The 16,870-nt window shown below is 59.5% G+C and carries 13 protein-coding genes and 1 pseudogene; 6 read left to right on the top strand and 8 right to left on the bottom strand.

Features of this window, described 5'->3' with window-relative positions:
- Positions 1–246 precede the first annotated feature (246 nt).
- Positions 247–492 (bottom strand): hypothetical protein, encoded by a 246-nt coding sequence (locus tag PLU01S_RS01595; protein WP_074821327.1) that lies wholly within the window; start codon positions 490–492, stop codon positions 247–249.
- 527 nt (positions 493–1,019) lie between these two features.
- On the opposite strand from PLU01S_RS01595, the pseudogene algB reads away from it, so the two are divergent.
- Positions 1,020–2,363 (top strand): annotated as a pseudogene (algB, locus tag PLU01S_RS01590) (sigma-54-dependent response regulator transcription factor AlgB).
- A complete protein-coding gene (locus PLU01S_RS01585) occupies positions 2,360–4,150 on the top strand; it encodes an ATP-binding protein (RefSeq protein WP_074821324.1) in 1,791 nt (596 codons plus the stop codon). The pseudogene algB and the gene PLU01S_RS01585 overlap by 4 nt, the downstream one beginning before the upstream one ends.
- 29 nt (positions 4,151–4,179) lie before the next feature.
- Here the strand turns inward: PLU01S_RS01585 and PLU01S_RS01580 are convergent, their stop codons facing one another.
- Positions 4,180–5,553: an MFS transporter gene (locus PLU01S_RS01580; protein ID WP_074821320.1), complete on the bottom strand. Its 1,374-nt coding sequence runs from the start codon at positions 5,551–5,553 to the stop codon at positions 4,180–4,182.
- The gene (locus PLU01S_RS01575; protein ID WP_037029906.1) at positions 5,550–6,347 is read right to left on the bottom strand and encodes a siderophore-interacting protein; all 798 of its coding nucleotides are present in this window, start codon (positions 6,345–6,347) and stop codon (positions 5,550–5,552) included. The genes PLU01S_RS01580 and PLU01S_RS01575 overlap by 4 nt, the downstream gene beginning before the upstream one ends.
- 55 nt (positions 6,348–6,402) lie before the next feature.
- Here PLU01S_RS01575 and PLU01S_RS01570 point away from each other — a divergent pair, with 55 nt between their 5' ends.
- Positions 6,403–6,831 carry a MarR family winged helix-turn-helix transcriptional regulator gene (locus PLU01S_RS01570; protein ID WP_074821319.1) on the top strand — a complete coding sequence of 143 codons (429 nt, stop codon included), beginning with the start codon at positions 6,403–6,405 and terminating at the stop codon, positions 6,829–6,831.
- Here PLU01S_RS01570 and PLU01S_RS01565 read toward each other — a convergent pair.
- The 4 genes from PLU01S_RS01565 to PLU01S_RS01550 all read right to left on the bottom strand — a co-directional run bounded on the left by PLU01S_RS01565 (position 6,828) and on the right by PLU01S_RS01550 (position 11,449).
- On the bottom strand, positions 6,828–7,607 hold the full coding sequence (locus tag PLU01S_RS01565) for an N-acetylmuramoyl-L-alanine amidase (protein ID WP_074821316.1): 780 nt from the start codon (positions 7,605–7,607) through the stop codon (positions 6,828–6,830). The genes PLU01S_RS01570 and PLU01S_RS01565 overlap by 4 nt on opposite strands.
- Before the next feature lie 43 nt (positions 7,608–7,650).
- On the bottom strand, positions 7,651–9,741 hold the full coding sequence (locus PLU01S_RS01560) for a GGDEF domain-containing protein (RefSeq protein ID WP_074821314.1): 2,091 nt from the start codon (positions 9,739–9,741) through the stop codon (positions 7,651–7,653).
- 256 nt (positions 9,742–9,997) lie between these two features.
- The gene (locus tag PLU01S_RS01555; protein ID WP_010796554.1) at positions 9,998–10,627 is read right to left on the bottom strand and encodes a thiol:disulfide interchange protein DsbA/DsbL; all 630 of its coding nucleotides are present in this window, start codon (positions 10,625–10,627) and stop codon (positions 9,998–10,000) included.
- Positions 10,628–10,843: 216 nt separating this feature from the next.
- Positions 10,844–11,449, bottom strand: coding sequence for a c-type cytochrome (locus PLU01S_RS01550; protein ID WP_074821311.1), 606 nt, complete (start codon positions 11,447–11,449; stop codon positions 10,844–10,846).
- 149 nt (positions 11,450–11,598) lie between these two features.
- Here PLU01S_RS01550 and yihA point away from each other — a divergent pair, with 149 nt between their 5' ends.
- Positions 11,599–12,243 (top strand): ribosome biogenesis GTP-binding protein YihA/YsxC, encoded by a 645-nt coding sequence (gene yihA, locus PLU01S_RS01545; RefSeq protein WP_074821308.1) that lies wholly within the window; start codon positions 11,599–11,601, stop codon positions 12,241–12,243.
- A gap of 424 nt (positions 12,244–12,667) precedes the next feature.
- Here the strand turns inward: yihA and polA are convergent, their stop codons facing one another.
- Positions 12,668–15,409 (bottom strand): DNA polymerase I, encoded by a 2,742-nt coding sequence (gene polA / locus PLU01S_RS01540; RefSeq protein WP_074821305.1) that lies wholly within the window; start codon positions 15,407–15,409, stop codon positions 12,668–12,670.
- 72 nt (positions 15,410–15,481) lie between these two features.
- Here polA and PLU01S_RS01535 point away from each other — a divergent pair, with 72 nt between their 5' ends.
- Complete coding sequence (locus tag PLU01S_RS01535; RefSeq protein WP_010796550.1) at positions 15,482–15,763, top strand: DUF2782 domain-containing protein; 282 nt, start codon at positions 15,482–15,484, stop codon at positions 15,761–15,763.
- Positions 15,764–15,885: 122 nt separating this feature from the next.
- Positions 15,886–16,836, top strand: a complete 951-nt coding sequence (locus tag PLU01S_RS01530; RefSeq protein ID WP_074821301.1) for a homoserine kinase — start codon at positions 15,886–15,888, stop codon at positions 16,834–16,836.
- Positions 16,837–16,870: the final 34 nt, after the last annotated feature.

Here is a 16,870-nt window from a genome sequence, read left to right as displayed (position 1 = left end):
GATTATCGAGACACACTTACTTTCTCAGGCCAGGCCGACTGTCTTATCCGAGACTCTCTGGCACCGCTTTCCGAGAAAGATAGGCTCCTCGGTATGGATACTTCTAAATCGCGTGTGTTCCGGCTATCCGTCTGTTTTAACGCACGGCCGATTAAAATCATGCTGGCTACAAGGCCCAATAGAACTATCGCGCTGGCGAAGGTCAAAGCGAAGGTTGTGTAGGTCCCGGACATCGCAAGTGTCTCCTTAGAAAACCCAGCGAGTCTGACGGGGGAAACGGTCAACAGTAGATTGAGCCGGAATGGCTTTTTGCTGCTCGACGCTTACATGGCTTGCCAGGGGCTTGGCCGCCGGTGCCTTCACTTCAATGTGAGGTACGGCTTGCGGAGCAGCAACGGGAGTAGAGGTATGGCCAGTGGTGAACAGCACTACTGCTACACCTGCGAAGAATGCCGAACAGATCATATTGTTACGTGCAATCTGGCTGACCATGAGTTTACTCCTTCAACTGTTGTTGGCCGTTTCAGGCTCTATGCAAGAGATATTGCAGACGGCATGCCAAGTTTTTGAATAAAAAAAATCCTTTAAAATCAATAACTTAAGAATTAGATCCGCTTTCTGCCGCTTGCATACTGCAAGATGCAGGGTTTCAAGCATTGCGTTTTGCATGATGCCTATAGAGAAAAACTGACCGTCCTGGCGAACTTCTCAAGCCAAACGGCCTCTACTTGTGTTGCCTTCCTTAAAGGAAAAGGCGAAACCTCAGCGTCAGTGCCTCGTTGTCTGTACCGAATTCCTGGCCGGATCGGTAGTAAGGCTGGTGTTTTTCGAGGCTTCCCTGCAATTTGCATGGCCCCTCCTCCATCTGCCCGCTGTCAGCGCGTCATGACATCTCATCAAAAGACTTGCATCGTTCGTCGTGCATATTGCAACTTGCACGATTTACAACTGACTAAGGCACAGACCTCCCGCTCCCTTCTGTTTATATAGGTGCGGGATGTACCTACGGAGAACATTCCATGGATCAACCGAGCGGAAGGATTCTTCTCGTCGATGACGAGGCAGCGATCCTGCGTACTTTCCGTTTCTGCCTTGAAGATGCTGGTTATAGTGTCGCTACGGCCAACTCGGCCGCTCAGGCCGAAGCCCTGCTGCTACGACAGGTATACGACCTTTGTTTTCTCGACCTACGCCTGGGCGAGGACAACGGTCTGGATGTATTGCAACAGATGCGTATCCAGGCACCCTGGATGCGGGTAGTCATCGTTACCGCCCATTCGGCGGTGGATACAGCGGTCGATGCCATGCAGGCTGGTGCTGCCGATTACCTGGTTAAACCTTGCAGCCCTGATCAGCTGCGCATGGCCGCGGCCAAGCAGTTGGAGTTTCGCCAGCTGTCCGCTCGCCTTGAAGCGCTCGAAGGTGAAGTACGCAAGTCCAGCCTGGGTCTGGAATCCCGTAGTCCGGCCATGATGTCGATACTGGAAACGGCCCGACAGGTCGCTACGACCGACGCCAATATTCTTATTCTGGGCGAATCCGGTTCCGGCAAGGGTGAGCTGGCCCGCTCCATCCATGCCTGGAGCCGCCGCGCCAAGAAAACCTTTGTCACCATCAACTGCCCGTCCCTGTCCGCCGACCTGATGGAAAGCGAGCTGTTCGGCCACACCCGCGGCGCGTTTACCGGAGCCAGTGAAAGCACCCTGGGTCGCGTCAGCCAAGCCGATGGCGGTACTCTGTTTCTCGACGAAATCGGTGATTTCCCGCTTGCCCTGCAACCCAAGCTGCTGCGCTTCATCCAGGATAAGGAATATGAGCGGGTGGGCGATCCGGTCACGCGCCGTGCGGATGTACGCATTCTTGCCGCGACCAACCGCAACCTCGAGCAGATGGTGGCGGAAGGTGAGTTCCGCGAAGACCTGCTCTACCGCCTGAACGTCATCGTGCTGACCCTGCCGCCGCTTCGCGAGCGTAAGGAAGACATCATTGATCTGGCCGAGCGTTTCCTGGCCCGCTTCGTCAAGGACTATGGCCGTCCGGCCCATGGATTCAGTGAGGAAGCCAAGGAAGCGCTGCGCAAGTATGACTGGCCCGGCAACGTCCGCGAGCTGCGCAACGTAATCGAGCGCGCCAGCATTATCTGCAGCAAGGATCTGGTGGACGTTACCAACCTTGGCCTGACCGAACAGCCCAGCTCCGCCAGTAGCGCTCCGCGTGTGGGTGAGACCATGAGCCTGGAAGCGCTCGAGAAGGCGCATATTGCGGCGGTCATGGCGACAAGCGAGACGTAGGATCAGGCCGCCAAAATTCTCGGCATCGACTCGTCGACGCTCTACCGTAAACGCAAGCAGTACGGGCTATGAAGCTTCCGATAAAACTTAGGACACGCCTGTTCCTGAGCATTTCCGCGCTCATTACCGTTGCGCTGCTCGGACTCATTATCGGGTTGGTCAGTGTCCTGCAGTTCTCCAATAGCCAGGAGAGTTACAACAAGCACACGCTGCTGTTCATCAACGCCTCACTGGGCATGCGGCAGGAGCTGAGCAACGAGCTGTACTCGCTCATGGATGGGGCGCCGGACGCTAATCAGCTTCGCAATCATGATCAGGAGTTTCGCAACTACCTGGCCACGACCCAGAGCCTGGTCAGCCATCCGGACGATATCCAGCAGCTGAGTCAGCTCGAGAGCAAGTACAACCAGTACTACAAGATGCTGGGCAATCCACCGGATGGATACTCTGCGCTCAGGGAAAACAAGATTTTTCTGGACCTGGTCAACAGCCTGCGCAATCAGGTGTATGACCTGCAGACCAGCTTTATCAGCGACATGGACAGTACCCAGCAGCACGCCCATAACCGGGCCACGCTGATTGCCGTGCTGCTGGGGCTCGTCGGGCTGGCTATCCTGGGGATTGGATTTGCAACGGCCAACACCATTGCTCGTCGCTTTGGCGGTCCCATCGACTCGCTGGCCAAGGCAGCCGACCAGATCAGCCAAGGGCATTTCGACATTACCCTGCCGACCTCCAAGGTGACCGAGCTGGCCTTGCTGAGTCGCCGCTTCGGCTCCATGGCCGAGTCCCTGCGTCAGCTGAGCCAGACCAACATCGAGGCCCTGGTGGCCGGGCAACGTCGTCTTCAAGCGGTGCTGGACAGTATCGACTACGGCCTGATCATCCTCGACTACCTCGGACATATCGAACATGCCAACCCGGTGGCGAACCGTCAGCTAGGTTGGGATGACGAGCGTCAGGGTCAGCTCCTGGGCGCGGCCCTGCAACGCCCGGATATCGACGAAGCCGTCCAGCGTGTCCTGTCTGGCAAGACGCTGGAAGCTGTCCCGGAAGATCTGCAGATCGATATTGCGGGTGAGACACGCCTGCTCGCCTGGACAGTCACGCCGGTCAACCATGCCGACGGCCGCAGCGTTGGTGCCTTGATGGTCCTGCGTGATGTGACCGAGCAGCGCGCCTTCGACCGGGTCCGCAACGAGTTCGTCCTGCGAGCTTCCCATGAGCTACGGACGCCAGTAACCGGCATGCACATGGCCTTTGCCCTGTTGCAGGAGCGCCTGAAGTTTCCCGAAGACTCGCGCGAGGCTTACCTGCTGCAGACAGTGGATGAGGAAACCCATCGCCTGGTCCGCCTGATCAACGACCTGCTGGACTTCTCACGCTATCAGAGCGGCCTGCAACGTCCCGAGAAGGTCCCGAGTGAAGTCAGCGAGCTGCTCGATCAGGCCCGCGCACGGCATGCCGATGCCGCTCGGGACAAGTCGGTCGAGCTGGTGGTGGAACTGCTGCACACCCCGCTTCCCCGCGTCACGCTGGACCCGGCACAAATGGGCCGGGTGCTGGACAACCTCATCAGCAATGCCCTTCGCCATACCCCTGCAGGTGGCCGCGTCTCGCTTCAGGCCATGCGTCAGAACGATCGCCTGCTTATGGCTGTACAGGACAACGGTGAAGGGATCGCCTATGCCCAACAAGGCCGGGTATTCGAGCCGTTTGTGCAGATTGGTACCAAGAAAGGCGGTGCCGGTCTTGGCCTTGCGCTCTGCAAGGAGATCATTCAGCTCCACGGCGGGCGCATTGGTGTCGTCTCGCGACCGGGCCAGGGAACGCAATTCTTCATGACACTGCCAACCTGAACGCAAAAGCCGCCCACCGGGCGGCTTTTTCATGCCTTGTCTTCCTTGGGCACGTGCCAGTTGATCCAGGCCGCCAGCAGACCCAATGCCGAAGCCAGGGCCAACCCCAGACGAGGCGCTCCCTCCGGCCACAGATGCAGCAGGATGGCCAGCGCGGCGGCGCCCAGAGCCATGCCGGTCTGCCGTGCAGTCGCCTGCATGCCTCCTGTCGCTCCGGTCCGGGAAGACGGCGTGGACGTCAGCATGACCCGGTTGTTGGGCACCTGAAAAAAGCCGAAGCCCAGCCCGCCGATGATCATGAAAGCCACCAGTGGGCCTTGTCCTTCTGCCAGCGGCCAGACCGCGGTAATTCCCAACCCCAGGGCGATACCCAACCCACCCAGCATGCACAGCGTCTGGGGGCGGTAACGATCCGCCAGACGCCCGGCGACCTGAGCGGCCACGGCCACCGTCAGCGGCCACGACAGCATCAGCAAGGCTACGTGTACCGGCATGAGCCCCAACTGATGCTGCAGGTAGAACGGAATAGCCAGAAAGCACAGCATTTGTGCAGCGAACGAGCAGATGGACGCCATGATCGCATGGCGGAACGCTGAGTGTTCAAGCAGATCCACCGGCAGCAGCGGCGCCGTCTGACCCCGTTCACGACGTAACAACCCCCACAGGCAGCCGACCGCCACGAGCAATAGCGCAGCACCTTGCAGGGGCTCTACTGCCAGTCGCTCAAGCCCACCGATGGCACCGCAGAACAAGCCGACATTGAGCAGTGCGCTGAGTGGATCGATACGGCGCTGCGCCCGTGGGTTATCCGGCAAGGCCTTGAGCAGCATCAGGACAGCCAGTCCTATGGGCAGGTTGATCGCAAACAGCCAGGGCCATCCGCCCAGGGCCAGGATCCCGGCGCCCAAGCTGGGCGCCAGGGCTGACCCCAGGGCAACGCAAAGCGCATTGATACCGATGCCCCGTCCCAGCAGATGCCTGGGATAGGTCAGCTTTACGATGCCAGCGCTGACACACATGATGGCAGCAGCCCCAATGCCCTGAAGTGCTCGCGCCAGCACCAGCCAGAAGAGATCCGGCGCCAGGGCACACCCGAGCGACGCCAGGCTGAACAGACAGACCCCGGCGCCGAATATACGCCGCAGACTGATCCGCTCGGACAACGCTGCCAAGGGCAGCAGCAGGGCCACCAGCGCCAGCTGATAGGCACTGACGATCCAGACTGACTGCGCGGCGGAAACATCAAGTGCCTGGGCAATGGTAGGCAGCGCCAGATTGGCAATGCCCGAATCCAGAACTGTCATGCTGATGGCCGCCAGCAGCGCCGTAATGGCCTGATAGCGCCGGGGCGTTGGCAGGCCATCACTGCCCGCAGGAGCTGAGGAAGAGGTGGTTGTGTTCAATCTTCAAGCTTCACGTGCTGATCGCTTTCGCCGCGTTTCCAGTAGCCGGCTGCCTTGACCCATTCGCGAGGCAGTCCGTGCTGTTCGATCATCACCTGCCGAGCGGCACGTGCAGCACCGGCTTCACTGGCGATCCAGGCGTAGCCTTCACCTGCGGGCAGTTGCAATCGCGCCAGCGAGTCCGCCAGCGAATCACTCGTCGTCTCGCGGTAGACCCAGATCAGCGTCACGGCCGCCTGACTCGGCAAGGGGATTTCGCCGCCTGGTCGGGCTACCTCTACCAGCGCAATAGCTGTCTTGTCGGCGGGCAGCTCCTCAAGACGGCGTGCCATGGCCGGCAGGGCCGTTTCGTCACCAGCCAGCAGATACCAGTCAAAGTCGCTGGGCGGAAGCATCGAGCCTCTGGGACCGCCAATCACGATCTCATCGCCCGGCTGGGCCTGGGCAGCCCACGCGGTGACTACACCTGTTTCGTGCAGGTAAAAGTCGATGTCGAGTTCACCGGTAGCAGAGTCATAGCGGCGCGGCGTGTAATGGCGGCCCACAAGTCTATCCAGCGGAACGCTGCGGATAGGCGCCCCATCGGCTGGGAGAAACAGTTTGATATGGTCATCGAAGGCCGGGCTGTTGAAATCCGCGAGATCCGGGCCGCCAAAGGTCAGGCGCAGCATATCGCCACCCAGGCTTTCACGGCGGACGACCTGGGCCCAGCGACGTTTGAGTTCATGGCGGACGCGCTGAAAAACGTGACGTGTACTGGAATCTGCCGTGCGGCTATGAAATGATGCAGTCATTAAAGAGGACCCATTCATTGAGGTTCCTCACTATATTCAAGATAAGTGATGCACCATGTCAACCATTTTTGAAATTGCCGAAGCCCTGCACGACATCAAGCGCAGCATGCGTCAGCATCTGGATAGCGCGCTGCAAGCCTCGGGGCTCTCGTTTGCCCGTTATAAGGTCATGAGCCTTCTGGATAAGCTCGGCCCCTGTCGCCCCGGTGTGCTTGCGGAACATTTGAAGCACGCGCCCCGCACCCTGACAGATGCCATTGATGCACTGGAACGTGACGGACTGGTTCGCCGTGAGCCCCACCCGGATGACCGCCGGGCGGTCCTGGTGCACCTGACTGATGCCGGCCGGCATGCGCTTACGCTCGCGCAGGCACCCCGTCGGCAGGCGTTGGAGGCTGTCTTTGCACCGCTTGAAGCCGATGAGCAGGCGCAGCTGCTGCGCCTGCTAGGCAAGGTTCGTGACGCGAACCCGAAGGGAGGTTAACGGCCCGTTGGCAGGCTGAGCAGCAAGGCTGCCGTCTGCAGATCCGGCTCACCGTCGAATCGACCTGGGCGGTACTTCATCTGGAAGGCCGCAATCACATCGCGGGTCGCCTTATCCAGCAGGCCGGTCTGCGGTACGGCATAACCAACACGGGCCAGCTGCTGCTGGAACCACGCAGGCGGAGGGAGAACGCCACCCAGGCTGGCCTGCCGCTGTGCGACCGTAGCCGGGGTTGGCCAGTTGATGATACCGGCAGCGGCCAGACGCGCCCAAGGGAACATCGGGCCCGGGTCCTGCTTGCGGGACGGTGCGATGTCGCTATGGCCAATCACGGCATTCGGCCCCAGGTGGTGACGCTGCTGGATATCCTTGAGTAGCGGGATAAGCGCCTTGATCTGCTCTTCCGTGAAGGGATACCACTGACGTCCTGTGGGCGTGTCACGGAAGCCCAGGTTTACCATCTCGATCCCGATGGACGTCGCGTTGAGCCAGGTCCGCCCTTCCCACTCGCTCTCCCCGGCGTGCCAGGCACGGCGATTTTCGTCGACCAACCGGTAGATCGTGCCGTCCCGGTCAATCATATAGTGGGCGCTTACACCGCCATGGGTCAGCATGGCCAGAGAGCGTTGCGAGTCCGACGCGGTGTAGTGCAGCACGATGTATTGCACACGGCTGTCCTGATCCTTGGCCGTGTGGTCCGTATTGATGCGAAGCCCACCGGCACAACCGGCGAGCAAGGTGCTGAAGAGCAATAACAAGGGCAGTAGCAGACGCATGACGCAAGAACCTCGGACAACTTTTGTAGGGTATGGCAGGCCATCAGGCCAGCTCGATTCGGTTCCGCCCTCCGCGCTTGGCGCGGTAAAGCGCCTGATCCGCACGTTCGAAAGCCTGCTTGCTGCCTTCGCCTGTCTGGAACGCCGTGAGGCCGGCCGAGCAGGTTATGGTGACGCGCTCGCCCTTGAAATGAAACGGGCAGGCTTCAATGGCTGCACGTAACGCCTGAATCAGGGGCTCGCCCTCCTCCATGGACGTGTTAGGCAACAGGACGACAAATTCCTCTCCACCGAAGCGCGCAATAAAGTCGGTCCGCCGTAGCTTCTTGCTCAACTGGGTACCGATGATCTTGAGCACCTTGTCTCCCGCCAGATGGCCGAAATCATCGTTGACCCGCTTGAAGTGATCCACGTCGATCACCGCCAGCAGCAGACTGTTATGGTAACGCTGCCAGAGCGAGACCTCGGCATCCAGGCGCTCGGTCCAGGCCGCACGGTTAGGCAGTCCGGTCAGCGGATCGGTCAGGGCTTTCTTGCGCTGCTCTTCGACGTGGGAGCGATAGTCGTTGGCCTCCTGCTCCATGCTGACCACACGCTCCGAAAGCGTTTTCAGCCGCTCGGCCATTTCCAGCTCGCGCGCTTCACGCTGCTGCTGATACTGCTCCATATGAGTCAGCATGCCATCCAAGCGGCTTTCCAGCGCCTTTTTCACATTATCTGGCTCAGCGGCTTCCTGCACATGAGTCTGCAAGTCACTGACCTGCTCACGGAGCTCTTCGCTGAAGGAACGCTCCTGCTCACGAGCCTCGTCATGGCCTTCGTTGACCTGCTGCAAATGATTCTGGAAGCTGTCCAGGCGCTGATTGAGCTGCTTGAGATAGCCCTCGAACTCGCGATGGCCTTGGTCGTTGAGTGAAAGCACCAGGCCCGACAGGTCATCCAGCAACGGCACCAGCTCATACCAGTTCAACCGTCCGAACATGCGCTGGCGCAAGGCTTCAGCCTGCGGTTTGTGGCTATCCGGCAGCTGCAGCTCGTCCAATAGATGAATCAGCGTCGCCTCGATATGCGGAGCGATAGCGCTGTATCCAGGCTCTGGCGGTGGTGGCAGATCAAAATGGGACTCGTCTGACGTAACTTCAGCCATAGCCATTTTAGACTGCTCGGCCTCAGTACTTTCCATGACTTGAGACGGCTCTTCTACTGCGGCTTCTAGCTCGGCGGGCTTCTCGTCTTCGACAGTAGCGGTTTCAATAGCAGTTTCTGCTGGCTCAGCGACCTCAGGCTTATCGCCCTCAGCCTCAACGGGTATGCTGGCTGGTGTCTCGCTGGGTACATCCGGTGCGATGGCAGCAATCGGCGCAGCCTGAGCAGTAGGCTCGGCAAGCGGCTCCTGCTCGACCGCAGAGCTGGCTCCCTCGATCAGCACAGTGATAGGCGAGGGCTGAGGCGCCTCTGCTACGGGCAGTACGACTTGCTCAGGCTTAGCGGGCTCCGCAACCACCGGCAGGTCGGCAGCGCTCGAAGCCGGCTCGTCATCCAGGTCGTCTTCGTCATCCGCCTCGTCATGCCGGGCCGGTACGGGTTTGGCAATAACAGGCGCCTCCTCCTTTCCCTTACCCAGCAGCCGCTCCAGAAAACCAGGCTTATGGGGCTGGGCATTGGCCTGAGCCTCCAGGGCCTGACGCTGCAGTCGGCTCAACTCGATCACCAGTTTGGGGAAATCACCTGGCTGCTCGGCTGAATTGGCCGCCTTCTTGGCAAAGCGCTTCAGCGACTTGCGGATATCCCGAGGCAGCGGTAGCGCCATCAGCATATGAGACAGGTCCGCAAAGGCCTTGGCCGCATGCTCGGCGCGCTCGCTACGGCGACGCTCCGACTCGAGTACAGTTTTCTCCAGACGCGGAATCATGCGCGAGAGCTCGTCGTCCATGTTCTCGTGGCGCAGGATATTGCGCAGATCATGGAGACACTCATCCACAGCCTTGTCGTTGCCTTCGGCTGCGATACTGGTGCGGGTCAGGCCACGGCGTACTAGGTCAAGACGCGCTTCCCAGCGCGCCTCCACTTCTTCCTGGCGCTCGACGACCTCCAGGTACTTGTTTTTCCAGCGTTCGAGATCGTCCTGGCTCATGTCAGGCCCCGAGAAAAGAGCATGGGTAAATCTAAAGCGTTATGCATGTTTTAGCAGACGCCACAGGTTGTATCGCTTCGATAAGGTTCATGGCAGTTGTAACGGCCGAAATAACCCGGCCTTTAACGTACACAGCAGAAGTGTGATACAGGTTGTAAATAGCGACAGGTCTGCGCCAGCTGGTTGGGCAGCATGGAAGATTCAGCCAGCAGCGCCGCCTGGAAGGGCCCGCCAGAATGGCAGGCCCGGCAGGGTATTACTTGGCGGCGCGTTCCTTCTGGATCAGGAAATCAGCCACTTGCAGGGCCTGGTCCGGACCACCTGCGCTACCTAGGTCAAAGCGGTATTTACCGTTGACGACCATGGTCGGAACGCCGCTGATCTGGTAGGCCATTGCCAGTTTCTTGTCCTTCTCGACCTGTCCCTTCACAGCGAAGGAATTGTAGGTGCTCAGGAATTTCTCGCGATCAACACCCTGATTGGCCAGAAAGTCCGCCATCTCCTCAGGAGTGGCCAGCTTCTGTTGGCCGTTATGAATGGTCGCAAAAATCGCCTCATGCACCTTCTGCTCGACGCCCATGGCTTCCAGCGTCACGAACAGCTGGCCATGAACGTTCCAGACACCACCAAACATGGCCGGCACGCGACGGAAACTCACATCGTCAGGCAGCTTTTTGGCCCAGGCATTCAACGTCGGCTCGAAGGCATAGCAGTGCGGGCAGCCATACCAGAACAGTTCGACCACTTCGATCTTGCCCGGTGTAGCCACTGGGACCGGGTTGCTCATTTCCGTGTATTGTTTGCCAGCCTCAATCTCCTGGGCGTTGGCAAACGTACCAAACAGGCCGGAAAAGGCTAATACAGCGGTAAGAATCAGGTTACGCATTAATCTACTCCTGGGCTGAAAGGCCATGCTGCGAAGCCCGCAGCAGGCAGGCCACGCCGGATAAAGCCATGCTTCAATCGAAGCGTGCGACGGGGTCTGCCATTGTAGCGGTCATAACCACCAAAATGACGGCTGGTGCGGCGCTTTTTAACGTGACATTCAGGCTTGATTCAACTTCTCAACGCGTCCACCCAATGGGATGCACCGTAAACAGCTCTAGTGCAATCCTTCAATATAGGTTGCCAAGGCTGAAATATCCTGGTCAGACAGCTTGCCGGCAATGCTGCGCATTATCATGGCTTCGCCATCATTGGCGCGCTGTCCTTCGCGAAAAGCGGTCAGCTGCTTGAGGGTATAAGCGGCGTGCTGGCCTGAAAGCAAGGGAAAGCCGGCCTGGCGATTGCCGACACCATCCGGCGCATGACAGCCCGTACAGGCAGGCAGACCCGTCTCCAGACGTCCGCCTCGATAAAGCGCTTCGCCAGCAGCCACAAGCGCAGGGTCAGCGGCGCCGATCACTGGCTTCTGGGAGGCAAAATAGGCCGCCAGGTCTTCTATATCCTGATCGCTCAGGCCTGGCATGAACGCCATCATTTCAGGCACGGGCCGGGCGCCGCTCTTGATATCGTGGAGCTGTTTGATCAGATAGCGCTCGCCCTGACCGGCAATCTTGGGAAAATTGGGTATAGGGCTGTTACCATCGGGACCATGGCAGGCACCACAGACCATCGACTTGCTTTGTCCGGCGGCAACATCGCCTGCGGCCTGGGCCGTCATGCTGACTCCCAGGGTGAGCAAAAGGCTCACCATCAGTGTTTTCATCCGTCGATCCATTACGCCTGTGTACGGGACGCAAGCCAGCCTGCTCGACCCCAGGCATACTATGCGTACAGAATCTGCATCATTCTATAGAGACGGCTCCGCTGAGCGAAAGCGGGAGTCGCAGCGCTGCGGCGCCATCGAGACCTACTATGACGTTCAAAAACCCTATTATCGGCCTTTGCCAACAAGCGACCTACCAGATCAGCGCCACCCGGGTGGACCAGTGCCCGCCGGATATTGGCTACGAAGTCGCCTTTGCCGGCCGCTCTAACGCGGGCAAATCCAGTGCACTCAATACCCTGACCCATGCCAGCCTGGCCCGTACCTCCAAAACCCCTGGCCGTACCCAGATGCTCAACTTCTTCCAGTTGGATGAGGAGAGACGTCTGGTCGACCTACCTGGCTATGGCTATGCCAAGGTCCCGATTCCGCTCAAACAGCACTGGCAGCAGCACCTGGAAGCCTATCTGGGCAGCCGTGAGAGCCTTGTGGGTATCGTCTTGCTGATGGATATCCGCCACCCACTGACCGAGTTCGACCTCCTGATGCTGGACTGGGGCAAGGCAAGCCATATGCCGATCCATGTTCTGTTGACCAAGGCCGACAAGCTGGCTTTTGGCGCAGCCAAGAATGCACTGCTCAAGGTACAGCGCGACATCAAGAAAGGCTGGGGCGACAACGCCAGCGTACAGCTGTTCTCGGCTCCCAAGCGTCAGGGGATCGAAGAAGCCCACAAGGTGTTGGCTCAATGGCTGGGGCTGCTTGAGGACGAAGCGGCCAGCGACGTGGAATAAGCACAGGAGCATGGCGCACTGAATTGTGGGTGCGCCATAGGCAGGCAGCACATGTCCATCGAAGCGCTACCGCTCTTGTTCAGGCAAAAACCTCTGCCGCACTTTTCCAGACGCAAAAAAAACCCCGATCTTCATTGGGGAGGGGAAAAGATCGGGGTTTAAGTTCGGACCGCTAGGGCGGGTCCGTTAATCTGCCAACACTAAACAGCAAAGGAGCATCGAAGGGCTTCTCCAAGCCATTCACAAAATCAGACAGAACGGCTTCACAAAAGTTCTCCGTTCATCGAAAAAATGTCATAACCGCTTGTTATTTTTTCGAAGACTCATTCCTGAACCTCAAGATGATAGCCAATTCGCTCCTTTTAGCCACTATTTCGCCATAAAACGCTGCAAAAGGCCCCAACGGAGCCTTCTGCATGTCTTTTTAGTGCGCCTCGTCCCAATTACAGCCAACGCCTGCTTCCACCAGCAGCGGTACGTCCAGTTCAGCCGCACCACTCATCAATGGGCAGAGTTCTTCATGCACGGTCTCGACGAGATCTTCCCGTACTTCCAGTACCAGTTCGTCGTGTACCTGCAAAATGACGCGGGCATCAATACCCGAACGCTGTAGCCAGTCATCCACACGCACCATGGCGCGCTTCATGATGTCTGCCGCCGTGCCCTGCATGGGCGCGTTGATCGCCGCACGTTCGGCACCACGACGGATGTTCTGGTTCTTGGAGTGAATATCCGGCAGGTACAGACGACGGCCAAACAGCGTTTCCACATAGCCCTGATCCACGACCTGGGCGCGGGTGCGCTCCATGTAGGCCAGCACGCCGGGGTAACGCAGGAAGTATCGGTCGATATAGGCCTGGGCCTCCTTGCGATCCACACCGATCTGCTTGGCCAAGCCAAACGAACTCATGCCGTAGATCAAGCCGAAGTTGATCGCCTTGGCGCGGCGGCGCTGCTCATGGGTTACCTCGTCCAGGCTCACCCCCATGACCTCGGCAGCCGTAGCACGGTGCACGTCCAAATCGTTCTGGAACGCATGCAGCAGGCCTTCGTCCTGTGCCAGGTGCGCCATGATGCGCAGCTCGATCTGCGAATAGTCCGCCGCCATCAGCTTATAGCCTTTGGGCGCGATGAAGGCCTGACGGATGCGGCGACCTTCCGCGGTGCGGATCGGGATATTCTGCAGGTTCGGATCGGATGAAGACAGTCGCCCCGTCGCCGTCACCGCCTGATGATAAGAGGTGTGGATACGCCCGGTGTGCGGGTTGATCTGCTGGGGCAGCTTGTCGGTATAGGTGCTCTTGAGCTTGCTCATCGAGCGGTGCTGCATGATGACCTTGGGCAGCGGATAATCCTGGTCGGCCAATTCCTGCAACACGGCTTCGGCCGTGGACGGCTGGCCGGACGCGGTCTTGGATACCACCGGCAGGCCTAGCTTCACAAACAGGATCTCGCCGAGCTGCTTGGGCGAGCCCAGGTTGAACTCCTGGCCGGCCAATTCGTAAGCCTCTTTCTCCAACGCGATCATCTTTTCACCCAGCTCGCGGCTCTGCACGCCAAGCAGATCGCGGTCCACATAGGCCCCGTTCTGCTCGATACGCGCCAGTACCGGCACCAGTGGCATCTCGATGTCTTTCAGCACGCTGGCCAGCGCCGGAACGGCCTCCAGCTTGGGCCAGAGGGCCTGATGCAGGCGCAGGGTAACGTCAGCATCTTCGGCGGCGTAAGGGCCGGCCTGCTCCAGGGCAATCTGGTCAAAGGTCAACTGCTTGGCCCCTTTGCCAGCGATATCCTCGAAGCGAATGGTGCTATGGCCAAGGTATTTGAGCGCCAGGCTGTCCATGTCATGACGGGTGGCGGTGGCGTCCAGCACGTAGGATTCGAGCATGGTGTCGAAGGCAATGCCGCGCAGGGTGATGCCATAGCGGGCAAAGACGTTCTTGTCGTACTTGCCGTGCTGCATGACCTTGAGCTTGGTCTCGTCTTCCAGTAGCGGCTTGAGCGCAGCCAGTACGGCGTCACGGTCAAGCTGGGCGGGTGCCCCCATGTAATTGTGCGCAACCGGCACATAGGCCGCCTCGCCCGCTGTTACCGCGAACGAGATACCAGCCAGATCCGCCTGATGAGCGTCCAGGCTGTTGGTTTCGGTGTCCAGGGCAAACAGGTCGGCCGCCTTCAGCTTTTCCAGCCAGGCGTCGAATTCGTCCTGGGTCAGAACCGTCTGGTAATCGAGCTCCAGCGTCGCCTGCTCGCTTTCACCCAGCGGCAGCGGCTCGCCGCTGTCCTTGGCCTCCCGCAGCAGGTCGTCCAGCCAGGATTTGAATTCCATTTCCTTGTACAGGGCGATCAGCGCTTCGCGGTGCGGTTCCTCCGGCATCAGCTCATCGAATTTTACGTCGAGCGGAACATCGATCTTGATAGTTGCCAGCTGATACGAAAGATACGCCTGATCGCGGTGCTGCTCGAGCTTGGCCGCCAGCGACTTGGCGCCGCGGATCGGTAGCGTAGCCACCTTGTCCAAATTGGCATACAGCGAGTCCAGGCCGCCGCCAATCCCGTTGAGCAGGCCACAGGCCGTCTTCTCGCCAATGCCCGGTACGCCGGGAATGTTGTCGATCTTGTCGCCCATGAGTGCCAGGAAGTCGATAATGTGCTCAGGCCCCACACCAAACTTCTCTTTCACACCATCGACGTCCAGCACGCTGCCGCTCATGGTGTTGACCAGCGTGACATGCTCGCAGACCAGCTGGGCCATGTCCTTGTCGCCTGTGGAAATCACCACCGGACGAGAAGCAGCTGCGCAGCTGCGGGCCAGAGTGCCGATCACATCGTCCGCCTCGACGCCTTCCACATTGAGCAGCGGCAGGCCCAGGGCGCGAATGCAGGCGTGCAGCGGCTCGACCTGACTGCGCAGGTCATCGGGCATGGCCGGGCGATGGGCCTTGTAGTCGGCGAAGAGTTCATCGCGGAACGTTGGGCCCTTGGCATCGAAGACTACGGCAAAGGGGCTGTCCGGGTATTGTCTGCGCAGGGACAGCAGCATGTTGAGGACGCCTTTCACGGCGCCGGTCGGCCGGCCGGTCGATGTCATCAACGGCGGCAGGGCATGGAAGGCACGGTAGAGATAGGAGGAACCGTCCACCAGGACGAGAGGCGCTTGGCTCATGAGCGAGATCAACCTTTTCGCGAGGCCTAGAGGTAGAATTTCCTCTGACCTATTCAAAAGGACAAGGTTACCATGCGAGTGCTCAGCAGACTTTTACTCATCGGTCTTTTAGCTGCCCCTACCGTACCCGTACTGGCCCAGGAGGACCCTTCGCCCGAGCCGGACGTGACTATCCGTCATGATGGCGACAAGACCATCCAGGAATACCGCGTGAACGGTTTTCTGTATGCCATCAAAATCACTCCCAAGCACGGCAAGCCGTATTTTCTGGTGCGCGCCGATGGCGACAGCAATTTCATCCGCTCGGACCAGCCCGACATGCTGATTCCCCAATGGGAAATTTTCCGCTGGTGATTTTATTCGGCCCTGTCGGTACGGGTGACTGTTCCTCAGGTGGCAGCAGGCGGTAAACTGCCCGCCGTTTTTCGGCTTGCAGGCCGTTCTCGTCCATGACGCTTTGAGGAAAGCTTCACCCCATGTCCGTCTTTACCCCGCTCGACCGCCCGACGCTTGAAGCTTTCCTGGCAGACTACGGCCTTGGCCGCCTGCGCGACTTTCGCGGTATTGCCGAAGGGTCCGAGAACACCAACTACTTCATCAGCCTGGAAGGCGGTGAGTTCGTGCTGACACTGGTCGAGCGCGGTCCGGCAGCCGATCTGCCGTTTTTCATCCAGCTCCTGGATGTGCTGCATGAAGCCGATCTGCCAGTGCCGTATGCGCTGCGCACCGAGGCGGGAGACGGACTACGGACCCTGAAGGGCAAGCCTGCCCTGTTGCAGCCGCGGCTACCGGGCAAGCATGAGCGCGCACCGAACCCTCATCACTGCCAGGAAGTCGGCTCGCTGCTGGCCTGCATCCACTTGGCAACACGCGATCGAATCATCGAGCGCCCAAGCGACCGGGGTCTTGCCTGGATGCTGGAGCAGGGCCCACAACTGGCAAACGAGCTACCCGAATCGGCCCGGGCGATGTTGCATAACACACTGGATGAGATTCGCGCGCTGCAGGAGCGAAACCCCAGCCTGCCATGCGCCAACCTGCATGCCGACCTGTTCCGCGACAACGTGATGTTCGACGGGCCGCACCTGTCTGGCGTAATCGACTTCTACAATGCCTGCTCAGGCTGGATGCTCTATGACCTCGCCATCACGGTGAATGACTGGTGCTCCCGCGAAGACGGCTCGCTCGACGAGCCGCGCGCCCGCTCATTACTGGCCGCCTATGCCGCCAAGCGCCGCTTCACGCCGCTCGAAGTCGAACTCTGGCCGGTTATGCTGCGGATTGCCTGCGTACGCTTCTGGCTGTCCCGCCTGATTGCCGCCAAGGCCTTTGCCGGTCAGGATGTGCTGATCCACGACCCTGCCGAGTTCGAGCACCGTCTCGCCCAGCGCCAGAGTGTTGCGCTGCGGCTCCCCCTGTCGCTGTAAGCTCTTCGAGGGCTTCGTCCTGTGTACGAAGCCC

The sequence above is a fragment of the Pseudomonas luteola NBRC 103146 genome, assembly GCF_002091675.1.
In the GTDB taxonomy this organism is placed as follows: domain Bacteria; phylum Pseudomonadota; class Gammaproteobacteria; order Pseudomonadales; family Pseudomonadaceae; genus Chryseomonas; species Chryseomonas luteola.
The sequence above is the reverse complement of the archived record's forward strand: the minus strand, read 5'-3'. Positions and strand labels throughout refer to the sequence as shown.